At 39.0% G+C, this 18,202-nt stretch carries 12 protein-coding genes; 8 read left to right on the forward strand and 4 right to left on the reverse strand.

Annotation, left to right across the window (positions count from 1 at the left end; translation table 11 throughout):
* Positions 1–130: 130 nt before the first annotated feature.
* The 3 genes from HMPREF1532_RS09235 to HMPREF1532_RS09245 are packed head-to-tail and all read left to right on the forward strand — an operon-like array spanning position 131 to position 4,653.
* A complete protein-coding gene (locus tag HMPREF1532_RS09235; protein WP_005928114.1) occupies positions 131–1,396 on the forward strand; it encodes a tail fiber domain-containing protein in 1,266 nt (421 codons plus the stop codon).
* 8 nt (positions 1,397–1,404) lie between these two features.
* On the forward strand, positions 1,405–3,717 hold the full coding sequence (locus HMPREF1532_RS09240; protein WP_005928117.1) for a C25 family cysteine peptidase: 2,313 nt from the start codon (positions 1,405–1,407) through the stop codon (positions 3,715–3,717).
* A 9-nt stretch (positions 3,718–3,726) separates the two neighbouring features.
* Positions 3,727–4,653, forward strand: a complete 927-nt coding sequence (locus HMPREF1532_RS09245; RefSeq protein ID WP_005928120.1) for a hypothetical protein — start codon at positions 3,727–3,729, stop codon at positions 4,651–4,653.
* A 71-nt stretch (positions 4,654–4,724) separates the two neighbouring features.
* Here the strand turns inward: HMPREF1532_RS09245 and HMPREF1532_RS09250 are convergent, their stop codons facing one another.
* Both HMPREF1532_RS09250 and leuS read right to left on the reverse strand, forming a co-directional pair.
* Entirely contained in the window at positions 4,725–5,621 is an 897-nt protein-coding gene (locus HMPREF1532_RS09250) for a YitT family protein (protein WP_005928123.1), read from the reverse strand.
* A 12-nt stretch (positions 5,622–5,633) separates the two neighbouring features.
* Positions 5,634–8,465: a leucine--tRNA ligase gene (leuS, locus tag HMPREF1532_RS09255; protein ID WP_005928126.1), complete on the reverse strand. Its 2,832-nt coding sequence runs from the start codon at positions 8,463–8,465 to the stop codon at positions 5,634–5,636.
* Between the two features lie 645 nt (positions 8,466–9,110).
* Between leuS and HMPREF1532_RS09260 the strand changes: the two genes are divergently transcribed.
* The 4 genes from HMPREF1532_RS09260 (at position 9,111) to HMPREF1532_RS09275 (ending at position 12,436) form a co-directional block, all read left to right on the forward strand.
* The gene (locus tag HMPREF1532_RS09260) at positions 9,111–9,695 is read left to right on the forward strand and encodes a hypothetical protein (protein WP_005928128.1); all 585 of its coding nucleotides are present in this window, start codon (positions 9,111–9,113) and stop codon (positions 9,693–9,695) included.
* Positions 9,696–9,698: 3 nt separating this feature from the next.
* Positions 9,699–9,995 carry a winged helix-turn-helix domain-containing protein gene (locus HMPREF1532_RS09265; RefSeq protein ID WP_005928132.1) on the forward strand — a complete coding sequence of 99 codons (297 nt, stop codon included), beginning with the start codon at positions 9,699–9,701 and terminating at the stop codon, positions 9,993–9,995.
* 81 nt (positions 9,996–10,076) lie between these two features.
* Positions 10,077–11,423 carry a cell envelope integrity protein CreD gene (gene creD, locus HMPREF1532_RS09270; RefSeq protein ID WP_005928138.1) on the forward strand — a complete coding sequence of 449 codons (1,347 nt, stop codon included), beginning with the start codon at positions 10,077–10,079 and terminating at the stop codon, positions 11,421–11,423.
* A gap of 593 nt (positions 11,424–12,016) precedes the next feature.
* Positions 12,017–12,436, forward strand: coding sequence for a DUF3836 domain-containing protein (locus tag HMPREF1532_RS09275; RefSeq protein ID WP_005928141.1), 420 nt, complete (start codon positions 12,017–12,019; stop codon positions 12,434–12,436).
* Positions 12,437–12,532: 96 nt separating this feature from the next.
* On the opposite strand, the gene HMPREF1532_RS09280 is transcribed toward HMPREF1532_RS09275, so the two are convergent.
* Positions 12,533–13,048, reverse strand: coding sequence for a DUF3836 domain-containing protein (locus HMPREF1532_RS09280; protein WP_373133355.1), 516 nt, complete (start codon positions 13,046–13,048; stop codon positions 12,533–12,535).
* Between the two features lie 862 nt (positions 13,049–13,910).
* Here HMPREF1532_RS09280 and mutS point away from each other — a divergent pair.
* Positions 13,911–16,526: a DNA mismatch repair protein MutS gene (gene mutS / locus HMPREF1532_RS09285; RefSeq protein ID WP_005928146.1), complete on the forward strand. Its 2,616-nt coding sequence runs from the start codon at positions 13,911–13,913 to the stop codon at positions 16,524–16,526.
* 152 nt (positions 16,527–16,678) lie between these two features.
* Here the strand turns inward: mutS and HMPREF1532_RS09290 are convergent, their stop codons facing one another.
* Positions 16,679–17,821, reverse strand: a complete 1,143-nt coding sequence (locus tag HMPREF1532_RS09290) for a PDDEXK nuclease domain-containing protein (protein WP_005928150.1) — start codon at positions 17,819–17,821, stop codon at positions 16,679–16,681.
* Positions 17,822–18,202 lie beyond the last annotated feature (381 nt).

An 18,202-nucleotide genomic window follows, 5' to 3' on the forward strand; every position in this document is an offset into this window, starting at 1 on the left:
GCGAATATATGTAAATTGTGTTATATATCATTAAAATAGTAATGTATAGTATAAGATAAAGACAATTTTATTTGTTTGATATTTTTAATGTGTATATTTTTATGGAATAATAACCTTAAAAATATAAATTATGGAAACTAAAAAGACACTATTCATTACGATTGTTTTCCTTTTCTTTTGTTCAATAAGTTATGCACAATTAAAAGTTCTTTCAAATGGAAAAGTTGGAATAGGTACTGCTAATCCTCAGTATGGTTTTTTAGAGATTGGAAAATCCGGTGTAAACAATGGATTGGCTATTTATGATAGTTCATTATTGACTCCACCATTAAAGTTATACACTTCTGGTGAAGTGGGGTATTTGAATTTTGATGGAATACCGGCGCAAGGGATAGCAATTAAGAAAAATGGACATGTCGGATTTGGATACAATCCGAATATTTATTCTTATTTAGATCATTTTATTACTGTACATATTCATCCTTCAAATCCTGCTGCTGCATTTGCTGCATATGTAAATTTTCCATTTGATTATGGGGATGTAATTTCTGTTATTGCAAGAAGAAAAACTGATTTGGCATATGTTGTTAGAAACGGTACAGCTGGAAGTAATGAAGTTGTTTATTATACTAGGGGTGATGGTGAAGTGTATGCCAAAGGAAGTTTTCTTACAGCATCCGATGGATCTTATAAAGATAATGTAGCTAATATAAGTAATGGATTAGATAAAATAAAGGGAATTAGAGGAGTTACTTATACTTTAAAAGATCAGGATAATGCATCATTAACTCAAAATGATGTGGAAAGAAATATTTCACTTGATACTAGTAGTATTTCAAAGTCTTCTGTATCGGCTGAAATTATTAATACTATTAAAGCTGAGAGATCAAGAAAGAAAGCCGGTTTTATAGCTCAAGAATTAGAAGAAGTTTTTCCAGAAGCTGTATATACTTTGCCTAATGGAAAAAAAGCGATCGCTTATTCTGAAATTATTCCTTTGCTTGTGGAAGCTATCAAAGAACAGCAAAACGAAATTGATGAATTAAAACAAGCTAAAACTGTTCAAACCAGATCAGTTATCGGGGAAGATGAGGATAAACAATCGGACATGAATTCATTGATGGATGAGAGGCTGAAAGCTAAATTATATTCTAATATACCCAATCCCTTTAAAGAGCAGACTACCATTTCTTTTTTCATCCCTGAAACGGCTTCTGGGGCCAGCATTCATATTTATAATTTGCAGGGAAAACAGATAAAACAAATCAATATCGAGGAAAGAGGAAATGGTTCTGTTATTATCAACGGTTATGAATTGACTCCGGGAATGTATATGTATACGTTAATTGTGGATGGAAAAGAGATTGATACAAAGAAAATGATATTAACTGAATAATTATCGTTATGAAATATTGTGTACTGATTATTTTTTTCTGGCTCATTCATATAAATGTATATGCTCAGATAAGTCATTCTATAACATTCGATTCTAATAAACTAAAACTAAAAGATAGAATGCTGGAGGATGGGAATGCATATACTGAATTAGAATATGAAGATTGTATAATTAGTGATAGCGTGGGACAACCTGCAATACCATATAAATATTTGCATTTTATTGTACCCAATGAACCTGCTGATTTTTCAATAACTATTAATGATAGTGTAAGTGAAATAATAAGTTTATCAGCTCCTTTATTGCCTGTTCAACAACCTATACCAATATCAATAAATTCATCTTCATATCGACCGAATTTAGGAAATTTGTCGACAACTCAATCGACAGAAATTTATCCTAAAGATATTATAAGAATTGTAGATGAAGGATATTTTGATGGTGATAAGCGTATATTAACGGTAAGAGTTTCTCCTATTCGTTATGATATATTTTTTAAAAAACTGCATTTTTATTCTTTTGTCAATTTTACTATCAACTATGAAAATAAATCTGTAAGAAACAAAATAACAAAATCACTACCTATTCATTCTGTAAATGCTTTGGAAAATAGAGATTTACTTAATCAGTTAAGTTTTTTAGAAAACAAGTTGGATGTAAATAAATTATCTCGAAAGGTTCAAGCTACTACTGTGGAAGTAGGCTTACCTACTTATGAATACGTAGTTATTACCTCTGAGAGCTTAGCTCCTTATTTTAAGAGATTAGTTGATTGGAAACGACAAAAGGGATTAAATGCTGGAATTGTAACGATGCAAGAGATTCTGAATAATCCATCCATTGTGAAAGATGAAGTATCTAATTTATCTGATGATGCAGGAAAATTAAGGCAATATTTGAGGTTAGCTTATCAGAATGGTACTAAGTATGTGTTGTTGGGAGGAGGAAAATCAGTAGTACCTATAAGATATGGTTATGGAAATTATTATGGTACAATTGATCAAATTCCTACTGATTGGTATTATAGTGATTTGAATGGAAATTGGAATAAAAATGGTAATGATAATTATGGTGAAGAGGCTGTTGGGGAGATAGACTATTATCCAGAATTATATGTTGGACGGCTTATGTGTAAGAATGAAGAGGAAATCAATAATTATATTGATAAACTGTTTATTTATGAACAAAATCCGGGAAAAGGTGATTATAATTATCTAAAAAGAGCATTTTATACACAAGCAGATCAATTACAAAGTGGAAGACAAGCCAACATAATTGCTGAAAATTTGAAAGATATATTATTTGATTACACTATTTTAGAAGAATATCCGGGAAGTTATGATGAAAATCCAACTTTTCCAACAGGTAAGGATATCATTGATGCAATGAATCAGAGATATTATGGTTTTATTAGTTGGTTTAACCATGGCTCTCCTTGTGGACTTGCTTCAATGAATAAAAGGTATGATTCAGGGGGAGATTACCGCAATTTTATAGGAATAGAAGGTGAAGTTTGTTATGGAATAAGAGAAGAAAAGGGAAATGGGTTATCAAATTTGAATAATTTTGATTATCCTTCAATCGGATATACTATTGCTTGTGATGTTGCCCCATTTGATACGCTTGTTACTTCATGGGCTATTTATGATGTCAAATATAATATTGCAGAGTCGATGACAGTGGTAGGAAAATATGGCTGTGCAGCATTTCTCGGCAATACTCGTTCTGGATGGGTTTCTACTTCTTATATATTAGAACAAAAGTTTATTAATAAATTAAAGCAAAATTTTGGAAAGGTAGGGGTAGCAGAAGCTTTATCAAAAGCTGATTATAAAAGTCATTGGCTGACTTTGACTCATAATTTAATTGGTTGTCCGGAATTTGAAATGTGGACAGATATTCCTTCCCAATTTGTAAATGCATCTATTAATAAATCAGGGAATAATCTTACTGTAAATTCGATGATTGATGACACTAATATTGCTTTAAAAGGTTTGTTTAGTAGCGATAATGTTACTTTAAAAACAGGTAGTAACTGTACGTTTACTGATATTCCAAAGAATTATTTAGTGACTCTTTATAAACATGATTATTTACCTTACATTTATCCTATTTATTTGCAGAATGAATCGGTGACTGGAACATATTATTTGAAAGGAAATAAAATGTATTTAGGTAATCATGTGGATAATACAAAAGATATCGGCAACTTTGTAATTAAATCCGGTGCTGATATTATTTTAGATGTTTCTGATGAGTTAATATTGGATGCCGGAACAGAAATAGAACTGGGTGCTACTTTTGAAGTCAATATTAAATAAAGAGAGACTATGAAGAAATTTTTTTTATTGTATTTACTGTTTTTTATTGGTAATACTTATTTATATGCACAGTCTGATACAAATTTTGCTTCATCATCAGTTGATGCGTATAAACCGTTCATCATGGACGGCACTTGCGAATGGTTTACTGTAGAATGGTATGATAATTATTACAAGCACAGCATTAGTGCGGAAGATACTACAATTCAAAGTAAGACTTACAAGAAAGTATTTTATCAAGAGTGTAGAAAGATGGATAGGGAATACGTAGGAGCAATCCGGGAAGAGGATAAGCGGATTTATTATTGGCCTACGGAAAGAGAAATACAGACAGAAATGCTTCTTTATGATTTTAATATGAAAGTAGGTGATTGTATTTCTTACTATGGCGGTGATGTGAATCTGAAATTGGCTCGTATTGATAATGTACAGATAGAAGGGGAAACACGTAAGCGTTACTATTTTTATGATATGGATTATGATCCGGATCAGATTTATCCTTATGACTCATGGATTGAGGGTATTGGGAGTGAGCAGGAGTTAATGAGACCTTTTTCGCCATTAAGGACATGTATGGGTTGTCATTTACGGGTGAAATGTGTACATCAGGGTGATAAAGTGATTTATCGGGAGGATACAGATAGTCCATGCAGTTGTGAACAAGGTCAATCTGTTCGAGATAATGATGCGGACAAAGAATTTCGGATTCTCAAAAATCTGATCGAGAATAATTTGCTTTCCATTGAACTGAAAGATGCAAAATTCAATAAGATGCAAATCTATTCGTGGGATGGAAAAATCTTGGTAACTAAAGATATTCATATAAATAATGGTACATTGGATGTACCTCTTATGAAGCTGCAAGCTGGTAATTATATTCTGATTCTTTCTTGCGAAGATGGCAACAGGGAATCGACTCATATTATCATTCTATAAATTGAAAAAAGGAGTAATCAAGCGCTTGTTTACTCCTTTTTTATATACCCTGTACTCCTCTTTGCGAAGAATTATTTCACCCTCAGCCTGTCGAAACCTTCTCCGTATACTCCGATTACCGAGCTTTGAGAGATGAACGCATTCGGATCGATATCTTTCACCAATCGGAATATCTCTACCGATTGGCGCTTATAGGCAAGCACTACGAGTACTTTTACATTGTGCTTGCTATACCATCCCACGCCATCAAGTACAGTCACTCCGCGATGCGTCTCTTTGGTGATGCGATCGGCAATCTTTTCATACTCTTTGGAAAAGATGAAGAACTGTACGGACTGGCGGGCGCTGTTTACGATATAATCCAGTACGAAGCCGATGATAAGCAGGGTTACAAAACCGAATATTACCCTTCGCCAGTCGTTGAAGATGAAATAGCAGGAGCTGATAATGACGACGTCGCATATCATAATCATGCGTCCTAAAGTGACATCTTTATATTTATTGACAATGGCGGCAATGATATCCGTGCCGCCGGTGCTTCCGTTGCAGTTGAACACTACGCCTAAACCTATACCACACATGGCAGCTCCTATCAGACAAGCCATGAAGTCCTGTCCTTCACCCAATACTTTGGGAGGAACACCGTCTGCTCCGTTCACCACCAATTGCAGAAACCACAAAAGGAAAGTGAGCATGAAAATGGCATACGTGGTCTTGATGCTGAATTTCGGGCCAAGTATTTTGATGGCAAATGTCATCAGTACGGCATTGATGATGAAATATGACCACTGAATGGGAAATCCGGTGGCATAATAGATAATGGCACCAATACCTGTCGTTCCTCCGGTAGTAATCTGATACGGGATCAGAAAAGCAGCCCAACCGAGAGCATAACTGAATAATCCGAGCGTGATGAAGATATAATCCCGGGCTTCCCGCATCACTTCAGCTTTTGTAGGTTTATGCATACAGATTCTATTTTAAATCACAACGTTTACGATCTTTTTCGGTACTACGATCACCTTTTTCGGTGTTTTGCCTTCCGTCCATTTCTGAGAGCGTTCGTCGGCCAATACGGCAGCCTGAATGGCATCGCTGGCGGCATCAGCCGGGAATTCCATGTTGAAACGGGCTTTACCGTTGAAAGAGATGGTATAATTTATCACGTCCTCTTTCAGGTATTCTTCATTGAAAGCGGGCCATTGCGCATCACAAACGGAAGTGGTGTGTCCCAATGTATCCCATAGCTCTTCGCATACGTGTGGTGCAAAAGGTGCAAGAGTGATAATCAGTGGTTCCAATATTTCTTTCTTGCTGCATTTCAATGTGGAAAGCTCGTTGACGCAAATCATGAATGCACTGACTGAAGTGTTGTAGGAGAACTGTTCGATGTCTCCGGTCACTTTCTTGATCAGTTTGTGCAGGGATTTCAATTCGTCTTTTGTAGCCGGTTCGTCCGTTACGGTATATTCTCCGTTACGATTGTAGAACAGTGACCAGAATTTACGGATAAAGCGGTGTACACCGTCGATACCGTTTGTATCCCAAGGTTTGGCCTGCTCTACCGGGCCGAGGAACATTTCATACATACGAAGGGTGTCGGCACCGTATTTTTCAACGATCATATCCGGATTGACAACATTGAACATCGATTTACTCATCTTTTCTACTGCCCAGCCGCAGATGTATTTGCCGTCTTCAAGAATAAATTCTGCTGTCTCGTATTCGGGACGCCAGGCTTTGAAGGCTTCTAAATCCAAAATATCATTCGATACGATGTTCACATCTACGTGGATGGGAGTAGTATCGTATTGATCTTTCAGATTCAAGGATACGAACGTATTGGTATTCTTGATGCGGTATACGAAATTACTACGTCCCTGTATCATTCCCTGGTTGACGAGCTTCTGGAACGGTTCTTCCGTGATGGAAACACCCATATCATACAAGAACTTGTTCCAGAAACGGGAATAAATAAGGTGGCCAGTAGCATGTTCGGTACCGCCGACGTAAAGGTCGACGCTCTGCCAATACCGGTCGATAGCCGGGTCTACAAGTGCCTGGTTGTTATGTGGGTCCATATAGCGCAGATAATAGGCTGATGAACCGGCAAATCCCGGCATTGTATTCAGTTCGAGCGGGAAGATGGTGACGTGGTCGATTTTCTCGTTTTCCACTACGCAATGATGGGTAGTATCCCATGCCCATTTGGTGGCATGTCCTAATGGCGGCTCGCCTGTCTCGGTAGGCAGGAACTTGGCTACTTCGGGGAGCTCGAGCGGCAGATATGCTTCTTCAATGGTACAAGGCATACCGTCTTTATAGTAAACCGGGAACGGTTCACCCCAGTAGCGCTGGCGGGAGAAGATGGCATCACGAAGACGGAAGTTTACTTTTACACGTCCCAACCCGGTGGTTTTGATGTATTCCTTTGTTTTGGCTATGGCTTCTTTTACTGTCAAACCGTTTAATACCAATCCGCCTTCGGGAGTGCCCGGACGGGGAGAGTTCATCATGATACCCTCTTTGGCATCGAAACTCTCTTCACTGATATCGCATCCTTCGATCAACGGACGGATTTCAAGGCCGAAATGTTTGGCAAAAGCATAGTCGCGGCTGTCATGCGCAGGTACGGCCATGATGGCCCCCGTACCATAACCGGCCAGTACATAGTCGCTGATCCATACGGGAATAGCTTCATTGGTGAGCGGATTAATGGCATAACTTCCCGAGAATACACCGCTTACGCTACGGTCGGCGATACGTTCGCGTTCTGTACGTTTCTTGGTGCGTTCCAGATAAGCGTCTACTTCTGCCTGTTGTGCAGGAGTGGTCAGTTGCGCTACTAATTCGCTTTCCGGTGCAAGCACCATGAAGGTTACCCCGAACACTGTGTCGGCACGGGTAGTGAATATGGTGAATTCAATATCGGAATCTTTTACTTTGAACTGCATTTCCGCACCTTCCGAACGGCCGATCCAGTTACGTTGGGTCTCTTTCAGAGATTCTGTCCATTCTACGGTGTCCAGTCCGTCAAGCAGACGTTGTGCATAAGCAGATACACGCAGGCACCATTGACGCATTACTTTCTGAATGACCGGGTAACCGCCACGTTCGGAAACGCCGTCCACTACTTCATCATTGGCAAGCACGGTTCCTAAATCCGGACACCAGTTTACCATTGTATTGCCAAGATAAGCGATGCGGTAGTTCATCAGGATTTCCTGCTGTTCCTTTTCGCTTTTTGCTTTCCACTCATCGGCTGTAAAGCTGAGTTCTTCGCCGCAGGCAACATTCATACCTTCCGTACCGGTGGTTTCGAAAGCGCTGATCAGTTCTTCGATCGGACGGGCTTGTTGTTCGTCGTTACAGTAATAGCTGTTGAACATCTTAATGAATGCCCACTGCGTCCAATGATAATATTCCGGGTCACAAGTACGTATTTCGCGGCTCCAGTCGAAAGAGAATCCTATTTTATCAAGCTGTTCACGATAGCGTTCGATATTCTTAACGGTGGTAATCGCAGGGTGCTGTCCGGTTTGGATGGCATATTGTTCGGCAGGAAGCCCGTATGCATCATATCCCATCGGATTCAGTACATTGAAACCTTGCAGTCGTTTGTAGCGGGCATAAATGTCCGAAGCAATGTATCCTAACGGATGTCCTACGTGCAGGCCTGCTCCCGACGGGTAGGGGAACATGTTGAGTACATAGAATTTTTGTTTCGATTCATCTTCTTTCACTTGGTAGGTTTTATGGTCTACCCACTGCTTTTGCCACTTCTTTTCAATATCCCTGAAATTATATTCCATAGCGATAATCCTTTTGTTTAGAGTGATTTATTATGTAATGTTATTAATTAGGGAACAAATTTACGTGATTATTTTCAGATAACCACAAAGTTAAGTGAAAATCAATGTGCAGTTGGTGTAGTTGGAGAGAGTGTAAATGAAAGGTAATGGTAACGTATGGGCATAAAAAAAGGAGCAACGCCTTGCTCCAACCTTTGTTAACCTTAAATCTAATACTATGAAAAACACGTTGCAAAGATACGGACATTAGCGAAATCTGCAAATTATCCAAGCAAAAAAGTATGTTTTATAACATCGTTTAAGAAAAGATATTCTCTTGTTAATACTTGGTAAGAATTATCGGGAGGTTTTTATCATTTGATAATAAAACCTGAATGATTCATGATCAGTAGTATGTAGATCAGTAGTCAAGTAGTAAGTAGTCAAGTAGTTAAGGAAAATGCATCAGACAAGTCATTTCTACTTACTACTTATCTACTTACTACTTATCTACTTACTACTTATCTACTTGACTACTTACTACTTGATTACTGATCATGAATCATTCAGGTACAATTGTATTTTTGTGTTTTATGTATTTTTTCTGTTATTTCCTTTGTCCTTTCATTATTTCTATTTTACTTTGTGGCGCAAAGTACTTTTTATATGGATAAGAATAAGGCATTAGAATCGGTTAATGAGATAAAGGAGTTGATGGAGAAGTCCTCCAAGTTTGTATCTCTCAGTGGAATAACAGCTGTAATGGCAGGTGTATATTCATTTGTTGGCGCTTATGTAGTGGGCTGGGTTTTCAATTCAGAGGCTTCTTTGGCGGAGATGGTTGTTGTGGCTTCGCTGATACTGATGGCCTCGGTTATTACGGCTTGTGTGCTTTCCGTATATAAAGCGAAGAAGACCGGGACAAAGTTATTCAGTCGATTGACATACCGGACTGCCTGGAACTTTTCGCTTCCGTTACTTGTGGGTGGATTGTTCTGTATAGCCTTGCTTTTGCACGGGAATTATGGGGTGATTTCTTCAGTGATGCTGTTGTTTTACGGATTGTCTCTGGTGAATGTATCCAAGTTTACTTATTCCAATGTGGCATGGTTAGGATATGCATTTCTTGTTTTGGGTGTGATAGATTGTTTCTTTGAGGGACACGCACTGATGTTCTGGACCATCGGATTCGGAGGCTTTCATCTGTTGTATGGTATATTGTTTTATTTGCAGTATGAAAGGAGCAGATGATTGATGTTAGAAGGATTCCAAAATATAAATAAAGCTTTTGAAAGCAAGGTGCGGTTGGGGGTTATGGCGGTCTTGATGGTGAATGATGAGGCTGACTTCAATATGCTCAAAGAACTGCTTTCACTGACGGATGGTAATTTGGCGAGTCATACCCGCGCTTTGGAGGAACTCGGCTATATTATCTGCTCGAAAACTTTTGTAGGGCGAAAGACAAAAACTTCTTTCCGGGCGACACCTCAAGGGAGAACAGCTTTTAAAGAGCATATCGCGGCATTGGAGAGCCTGTTAAAATCTACTTAATACATTTTCTTTCACTTTGAGAAGGTAAACTATATAGAAAACTAAACCAGACTTAATTAATTTACTAAACACTATTCTACTATGGACAATTTGAATGAGAATTTAAACGGAATGGAGAAGCCGGCAGGATGTTTTCATCGTTTCTCTAAAACAATCAAGGTGGTGGTTATTGCCGTATTGGTACTGCTGCTGTTGATACCGATGGTGATGATTGAGGATATGATCAGGGAGCGCGGACGGACACAAGTGGATGCCATCGAAGAAGTTAGCCAGAAATGGAGTCTTGCACAGACCATAACAGGTCCTTATATCAATTTGCAATATCCTGTGGTGTCGGTGGATAATGGAAAACAGAAGGTAAGTATCGGTAATGTACTGCTGTTTCCTGATGAATTGTTTATAGACGGACAGTTGCGTACGGAGATTTTAAAACGGGGTATTTATGAGGTAAACGTTTATCAGTCGGAACTGGTTTTTAAAGGCTCATTCAGTCTGGAGGAGCTTAAGAAAAGCGGAGTGGATCTGGACGCGATGAGGTTTGATAGAGCTGCTATCTGTTTTAACTTGACGGATATGAGGGGAATCAACGAGCAAATCAGCATCATGTTGAATGATTCGGTCTATATGTTTGAACCCGGGATGGACGGACGGGGAATAAAAGGTACAGGAGTACATGCCGTTGCCGATCTTACTGCTTTGAAAGAGAATAAGAAGCTTCCGTATGAGATGAAAATTAAATTGAAAGGTTCGCAATCCATTAATTTTAGTCCGCTTGGGAAAACGACTAAAGTGAATCTGAAAGCCAATTGGGGTACGCCGAGTTTTACCGGTAATTATTTGCCGGATAATCGGAATGTTACTGAAAATGATTTCTCGGCACAATGGCAGGTTTTAAATCTGAACCGGAATTATTCGCAGGTGATAGTGGATTATCGGAATACGAGTGCACGGGATATTGATGATTCTAATTTCGGAGTTAATCTGAAAGTACCCGTGGAACAGTATCAGCAGTCTACACGCACTGCTAAATATGCTATTCTTATTATATTGCTGACGTTTACAGTAATCTTTTTTACGGAAATAATGGAAAAGACACGCATTCATGCATTACAATACTTATTGGTGGGGTTAGCGCTGTGCCTGTTTTATAGTCTATTGCTTTCTTTGTCCGAACATGTAGGGTTCAATATCGCTTATCTGGTTTCGGCATTACTGACCATTGGTTTGGTGGGTGGCTATATGTTAGGCATTATCCGGAAAAAGAAGCCGGCCTTTATCATGTCGGGGTTGTTGAGTGTGTTGTATATCTATATATTCATTCTTATTCAGTTGGAAACTTTTGCTCTGCTTGCCGGTAGTTTGGGACTGTTTGTCATATTGGCAGCCGTAATGTATTTCTCTAAAAAGATTGATTGGTTTAATGAATAACTAAACAGACTATTCTATATTTTTGATTTGGATGCCTGAAGAGAAGCGTAAAAGCGACTTTTCAGGCATTTTTATTGCTCATATATCTGTATAGAAAAAAAGGAATAACTGGGGTATGGATATAAAAAAAGGAGCAACGCCTTGCTCCAACCTTTGTTAACCTTAAATCTAATACTATGAAAAACACATTGCAAAGATACGGACATTAGCGAAATCTGCAAATTATCCAAGTAAAAAAGTATGTTTTATAACATCGTTTAAGAAAGTGTATTCTTCAATTAATACTTGATAAGAATTATAAGAGTACTTTGCTTCATTCATGATCTGAAAATGCTTATAGGGCAAGAAAAGTAAATGAGAGGTTTAAATGTTATCTCAACGTTATTTTTACGTTAACGCGGCATATTTTAGCTCCATTGTTCGTTTCTGTACGGACATCTGTCCGGAAACGAACGTATTCTTAAAATAAATATTTGCTGATAATCAGTTGTTTATGATTTTGGCACAGCTCTTGACTATATAAAAGCGAAGGCGGTTGATAAAACCCTCCGCCGATAGTCGGAGGAAATAATAACAATAAAAAAATAACGATTATGAAGACAAATGTATTTTTCAAAGCAGTGGTAATGGTAGCAGTGGTAATGGCAAGTGTAATGAGTGCAAATGCAGGTAATCCCACCAATTATGTGAAGAATGATGAGATGAACGGTGAGCAGTTGGTAGCTAAAACGATCTATCGTAATGAAGACGGTCATCTGTTCCGCCACCTCCGCTACACGTATACTTATGATTCCGAGAACCGGGTGGTCTGTAAGGAAGCTGCCAAGTGGGACAGTGTAAAAGCATGCTGGACTCCTTATTTCAAACTTGACGTATCCTATCATTCCGATGCCGTAGAAATGAATTATGCTCTCTGGAATACAAAGAGCAATTCTTTCGATAAGAATATGGAAAAGAGCACTTATGATTTGAACAACGATGGTATGGTCCGTCTTCTGGCAAGTGCGAAATAAGAGAATACGAAACGGGTACATATGTAATACGGCTGCGAGGGGCAAACCTTTCGCAGCCGTATTTTTTGTTAGAGTTTTTATAGAGAGAGAATTTATTTATTTGTCGGCCATCAGGGCGTTGTCTCCATAAAGGATGGCGTGTTCTTTTGCTAAATTCCAGTTATTTTCTTTCTTGTTCCATTCGTAGCTCAGATAATTAAAGCCTTGTCCGGCATTCGTAGTCTGATACACGGCTTTGGCTCTGGAATCGGAGTATGCCCCTGTTTTGTTATCCCATGCGGTGTATTCGATGCTTGTTTCCTGCGCATTGTACGTAATATTCAGGCAATATTGCTTTTCGAAAACTTTTGTGATCTCATTCCATTTCAGAACCTCTTTCTGTGATACGTTTCCTTTATCGTCATAGGTATAGTTGTACTTCAGATGTTGTTGGAGATACTTTCCGTTTTTCACTGTATATACGGTCTGACTTTCTACTTTTTCTCCGTCTGTAGTGGTGTTATAAGCAAACTGGGTAAGATTTCCGTTACTGAATGCATTGAATACGGATGTCATTGCGATTACTACTGATACTACTAAAGTTTTCATATGGCTCTTGTTTTTATGGTTTATATTCGATTCTTGTTTCTTTCGATGTTGCAAAGATAGGGTGGCTCCGGATCATAGTATGTTATCGTGATGTTATCTTTACGTTAATAATGATTCCTCTTCTTTTCTTTTGCGTTAGGGAGTACGATATGATTGCAAATCAGAGATAATCAGGATAAAGAAGAATATTACTATTTGTAATTTTTTCGGATGATTTCAAATTACAGATAAATGAATAAATTGTATTTCTTGTATTGAAAATAAATAACAATTGTAAGCCTTTGTAAAACGTTGAATATGAGTGCGCTATACTGGTGACTGTTTTCTCTACGAGGATTGAAGCGAAACTCGTAGAGGAACGGGTCTAAACTCGTAGAGAAACCGAACGAAACTCTACGAGAAATAAATTGAATATTTATAATATGTAACAATCGTAGTGGGCCGAAAAGTGGGATTATTATCTCTTTGTAATAAAAAAGAAACAGACTGGAAAGGTAAGCGGAATAAAGGAAATCTGACTCTAAGCGGATTTAGTGGAAATGAAAAAGTAACGTATGGGCATAAAAAAAGGAGCAACGCCTTGCTCCAACCTTTGTTAACCTTAAATCTAATACTATGAAAAACACATTGCAAAGGTACTGCTTTTACGGATATCTGCAAATAATCCAAATAAAAACATGTGTTTAATAACATGTTTTAAGAACAATACGTAGGTTATTAATACTTAGGAAAGGTCTTTAAAGACTTTTTTACTATAGAATACTTTGAAGAAATCTTGCCATCGCCGGGATGGTAGATTTACAGGAAATCAGTATCTTTGTGCACTGAATCATTGAATTTTGAATCACTGGATCATTGAATTAAAAGAAAAAAGGAGACTATACCTGTGAACAACGATATCGAACTGACCCCCATGATGAAACAGTTTCTCGACCTGAAAGCAAAACATCCCGATGCGGTGATGCTGTTCCGGTGCGGAGACTTTTATGAGACTTATTCGACAGATGCGATTATTGCGGCGGAGATATTGGGCATCACGCTGACTAAGCGTGCCAATGGAAAAGGCAAAACTATTGAAATGGCCGGATTTCCTCATCACGCATTGGATACGTATTTGCCTAAACTGATACGTGCGGGCAAGCGTGTAGCTATCTGTGATCAGTTGGAAGATCCGAAGATGACAAAGAAACTGGTGAAGCGCGGCATTACCGAATTGGTTACTCCGGGTGTTTCCATCAACGATAATGTCCTCAATTATAAAGAAAACAATTTTTTAGCAGCTGTACATTTCGGAAAAACGGGTTGTGGCATCGCCTTTCTCGATATCTCTACCGGTGAATTTTTGACGGCGGAAGGCCCTTTTGATTATGTAGATAAATTGCTGAATAATTTTGGTCCGAAAGAGGTGCTTTTCGAACGTGGCAAACGGGGTATGTTCGAAGGGAATTTCGGAAACAAATTCTTTACTTTCGAACTGGACGATTGGGCTTTTACGGAGACCAGTTCACGCGAGAAACTGTTGAAGCACTTTGAAACAAAGAATTTGAAAGGTTTCGGAGTAGAGCATCTTAAAAATGGTATCATTGCTTCCGGGGCTATTCTGCAATACCTGGATATGACGCAGCATACGCAAATCGGACACATCACGGCATTGTCGCGTATTGAAGAGGACAAATATGTGCGTTTGGATAAATTTACCGTGCGCAGCCTGGAGCTTATCGGTAGCATGAACGACGGTGGAAGTAGTCTGCTCAATGTTATTGATAAAACCATCAGTCCGATGGGTGCCCGTATGCTGAAACGTTGGATGGTGTTTCCTCTGAAAGACGAGAAGCCTATTAATGACCGTCTGAACGTAGTGGAATACTTTTTCCGCGAGCCGGAATTTAAGGAACTGATCGAAGAACAACTGCATCTGATAGGCGATCTTGAACGCATCATTTCCAAGGTGGCGGTGGGGCGTGTATCTCCTCGCGAGGTAGTGCAGTTGAAGGTTGCCCTGCAAGCGATCGAGCCTATAAAAGCGGCTTGCATGCAGGCGGATAATGCCAGCCTGAACCGGATAGGAGAGCAGTTGAATCTTTGTATTTCCATCCGCGACCGGATAGATAAAGAGGTGAATAACGATCCTCCTTTGTTGATAAATAAAGGTGGGGTTATCAAGGACGGGGTAAATGCCGAACTGGATGAACTGCGTCAGATAGCCTATTCGGGTAAGGATTTTCTTTTGAAGATACAGCAGCGTGAAAGCGAACAGACTGGAATACCGAGTTTGAAGATTGCTTATAACAGTGTGTTCGGCTACTATATAGAAGTACGTAATGTACACAAAGACAAGGTGCCGCAAGAATGGATCCGCAAACAGACACTTGTGAATGCAGAACGCTATATCACCCAAGAACTGAAAGAATACGAGGAGAAAATCCTCGGAGCGGAGGATAAGATTCTGGTACTTGAAACACGGCTTTATACGGAATTGGTACAGGCATTGAGCGAATTTATTCCTGCCATTCAGATCAATGCCAATCAGATTGCCCGCGTCGATTGTTTGTTGTCGTTTGCCAATATAGCCCGTGAAAATAATTATATCCGCCCGGTTATCGAAGATAATGATGTGCTGGACATTCGTCAGGGACGCCACCCGGTTATTGAGAAGCAGCTTCCCATCGGTGAAAAATACATTGCCAACGATGTAATGCTGGACAGTACGACGCAGCAGATTATCATCATTACTGGTCCCAACATGGCGGGTAAGTCGGCGTTGTTGCGGCAGACGGCATTGATCACCTTGCTGGCTCAGATCGGTTCGTTTGTTCCTGCCGAGAGTGCCCGTATCGGATTGGTCGATAAGATATTTACCCGCGTGGGCGCCAGTGATAACATTTCGGTGGGCGAGTCTACATTTATGGTAGAGATGAACGAAGCGGCAGATATTTTGAATAATGTTTCTTCGAGAAGTCTTGTGCTGTTCGATGAGTTGGGGCGCGGTACTTCCACGTATGACGGTATTTCGATAGCGTGGGCAATTGTGGAGTATATCCATGAACATCCCAAGGCGAAAGCGCGTACACTCTTTGCCACGCATTATCATGAACTGAATGAAATGGAGAAATCTTTCAAGCGGATCAAGAATTACAATGTATCGGTGAAAGAGGTCGATAATAAGGTGATTTTTCTCCGCAAACTCGAACGTGGGGGTAGCGAGCACTCTTTCGGTATTCATGTGGCCAAGATGGCGGGTATGCCGAAAAGCATTGTAAAGCGTGCCAACGAAATTCTGAAACAGCTTGAATCGGACAACCGCCAGCAGGGCATCTCCAATAAACCGTTGAATGAAGTGAGTGAAAGCAGGGGAGGGATGCAGCTAAGCTTCTTCCAACTGGATGATCCCATCCTTTGTCAGATCCGGGATGAAATACTGAATTTGGACGTGAATAACCTTACTCCGATCGAGGCGCTGAATAAGCTGAATGACATAAAGAAGATAGTGAGGGGGAAATAAAGAGATTTACGATTAGACGATTGATGATGTACGATTGAAGTAACTCCTATATATTATAAACATGAATATAAGAGTAAATTGGAATCCTTGTATTTTCAATCGTACATCGTCAATCGTCTAATCGTAAATTCTTAAATAGCATATGCAGTAATTTAAAGTAGTTTTTCCAATTCCTCAACAGGTGGAAGCAGTTTCTTAAGTCGATCATCCATATCGGCTGTGGTTTTGTATGTCGCAACGCCCATAGGTTTATCATAATCTTGGATTACATATTCCACGAATTTCTTATTGGCACTTTTACAAAGAATGATTCCGATAGACGGATTCTCATTAGGTTTGCGAACTTCATCGTCAAGAATACGCAGATAAGCTGCCAACTGACCAAGATAATTGGTCTTGAATGATCCATCCTTCAATTCCACACAGACGAGAGCCGCCAACTCTCTATTGAAAAAGAGTAAATCAGGGAACTCCTCTACGCCATATTTCTCTAAATGATACTGATTCCCCACAAACGTAAAGTCCTTACCGAATGTCATAATAAACTCTTTCACGTTCTGAATAATACTCTGTTCAATTACCCGTTCGTCTCTATCTTTCTCGCGAACGAATAATTCTTCTACATTGATAAAATCAAGCAGATATTCATCTTTGAACATTGTGATTGCACGATATGCTTCCAACCGATCGGGGATAGTCTTTTTAAAGTTGTTAGGTAACTCTCCCTGATGACTATACAAGTCGCTGTCTATCATTCGTTCCAACTCTCCAACCTTTGCTTTTGTATCAGCTGCAAATTGAATATAGAATTTACGTTTCTCAGTATCTTTTACTTTGCTGACAATGGTATAATGATGAGTAAAACCTATATTCATAAAAGCAGTAATAGGAAAATCTGCATCTATCTTGAACTGAACTGTGGGTAATTCGTTCGTTGAAACGAACGAATTTTGTTCGTCAGTTACCAATTTGTTCGTTTCAACGAATGGATTATCCGAAAGCATTCGCCACTCTTCGTAAAAGGTGCGCATCTTTCGTAAGCTTGGGGCTGAAAAGCCCCTCAGCCCTGGTAACTCTTTGCGTAGTTGCTCGCTGATAGTTTCAATAAACCCTTTACCCCAATTTTTATTGCGAGTGTTTACAGAAACATATCGTCCGATGCCATAATAAAGAGCCAATTGCTCTTGATTTATCACACCTAATGCCCGTTGCTGGCTCTGCAAAATAGCCCCTTTAATCGCTTGAACTGCATTAACGAGCTCGCTATATTGGGTATTATTTATTATTTCGTCCATATCCTTTATTGCTTATATTATTCAATGATACTTTCACTATCATCATTATTTTTTTCTGCATTTTTTAGGACACATTCTTTACGTATATTAACATGACACCTGTGGACACAGAAATGTTTACAGGTGCTATACATGCCAATATCTTTGCTTACCATGTAGTCTTATATCTTTCTTTGACCTTTACCTTTTCAAGTTTTTTCTATCAGCAGGTATTTCATGAATACCCCAAAAACAGATCTGTCTCGGCTAACTCATAGATTCAGTTTTATACCAAAAGTGGACCTTTGGATTAATAGCTTCACCATCATACTTTTTGTTAAAAACCGAATTGTTAAATTTTGACTACAAAGTTAATGAAAAGATTCAATACTGATATTTAAT

This window comes from Bacteroides salyersiae WAL 10018 = DSM 18765 = JCM 12988, from assembly GCF_000381365.1.
Taxonomy (GTDB): Bacteria; Bacteroidota; Bacteroidia; order Bacteroidales; family Bacteroidaceae; genus Bacteroides; species Bacteroides salyersiae.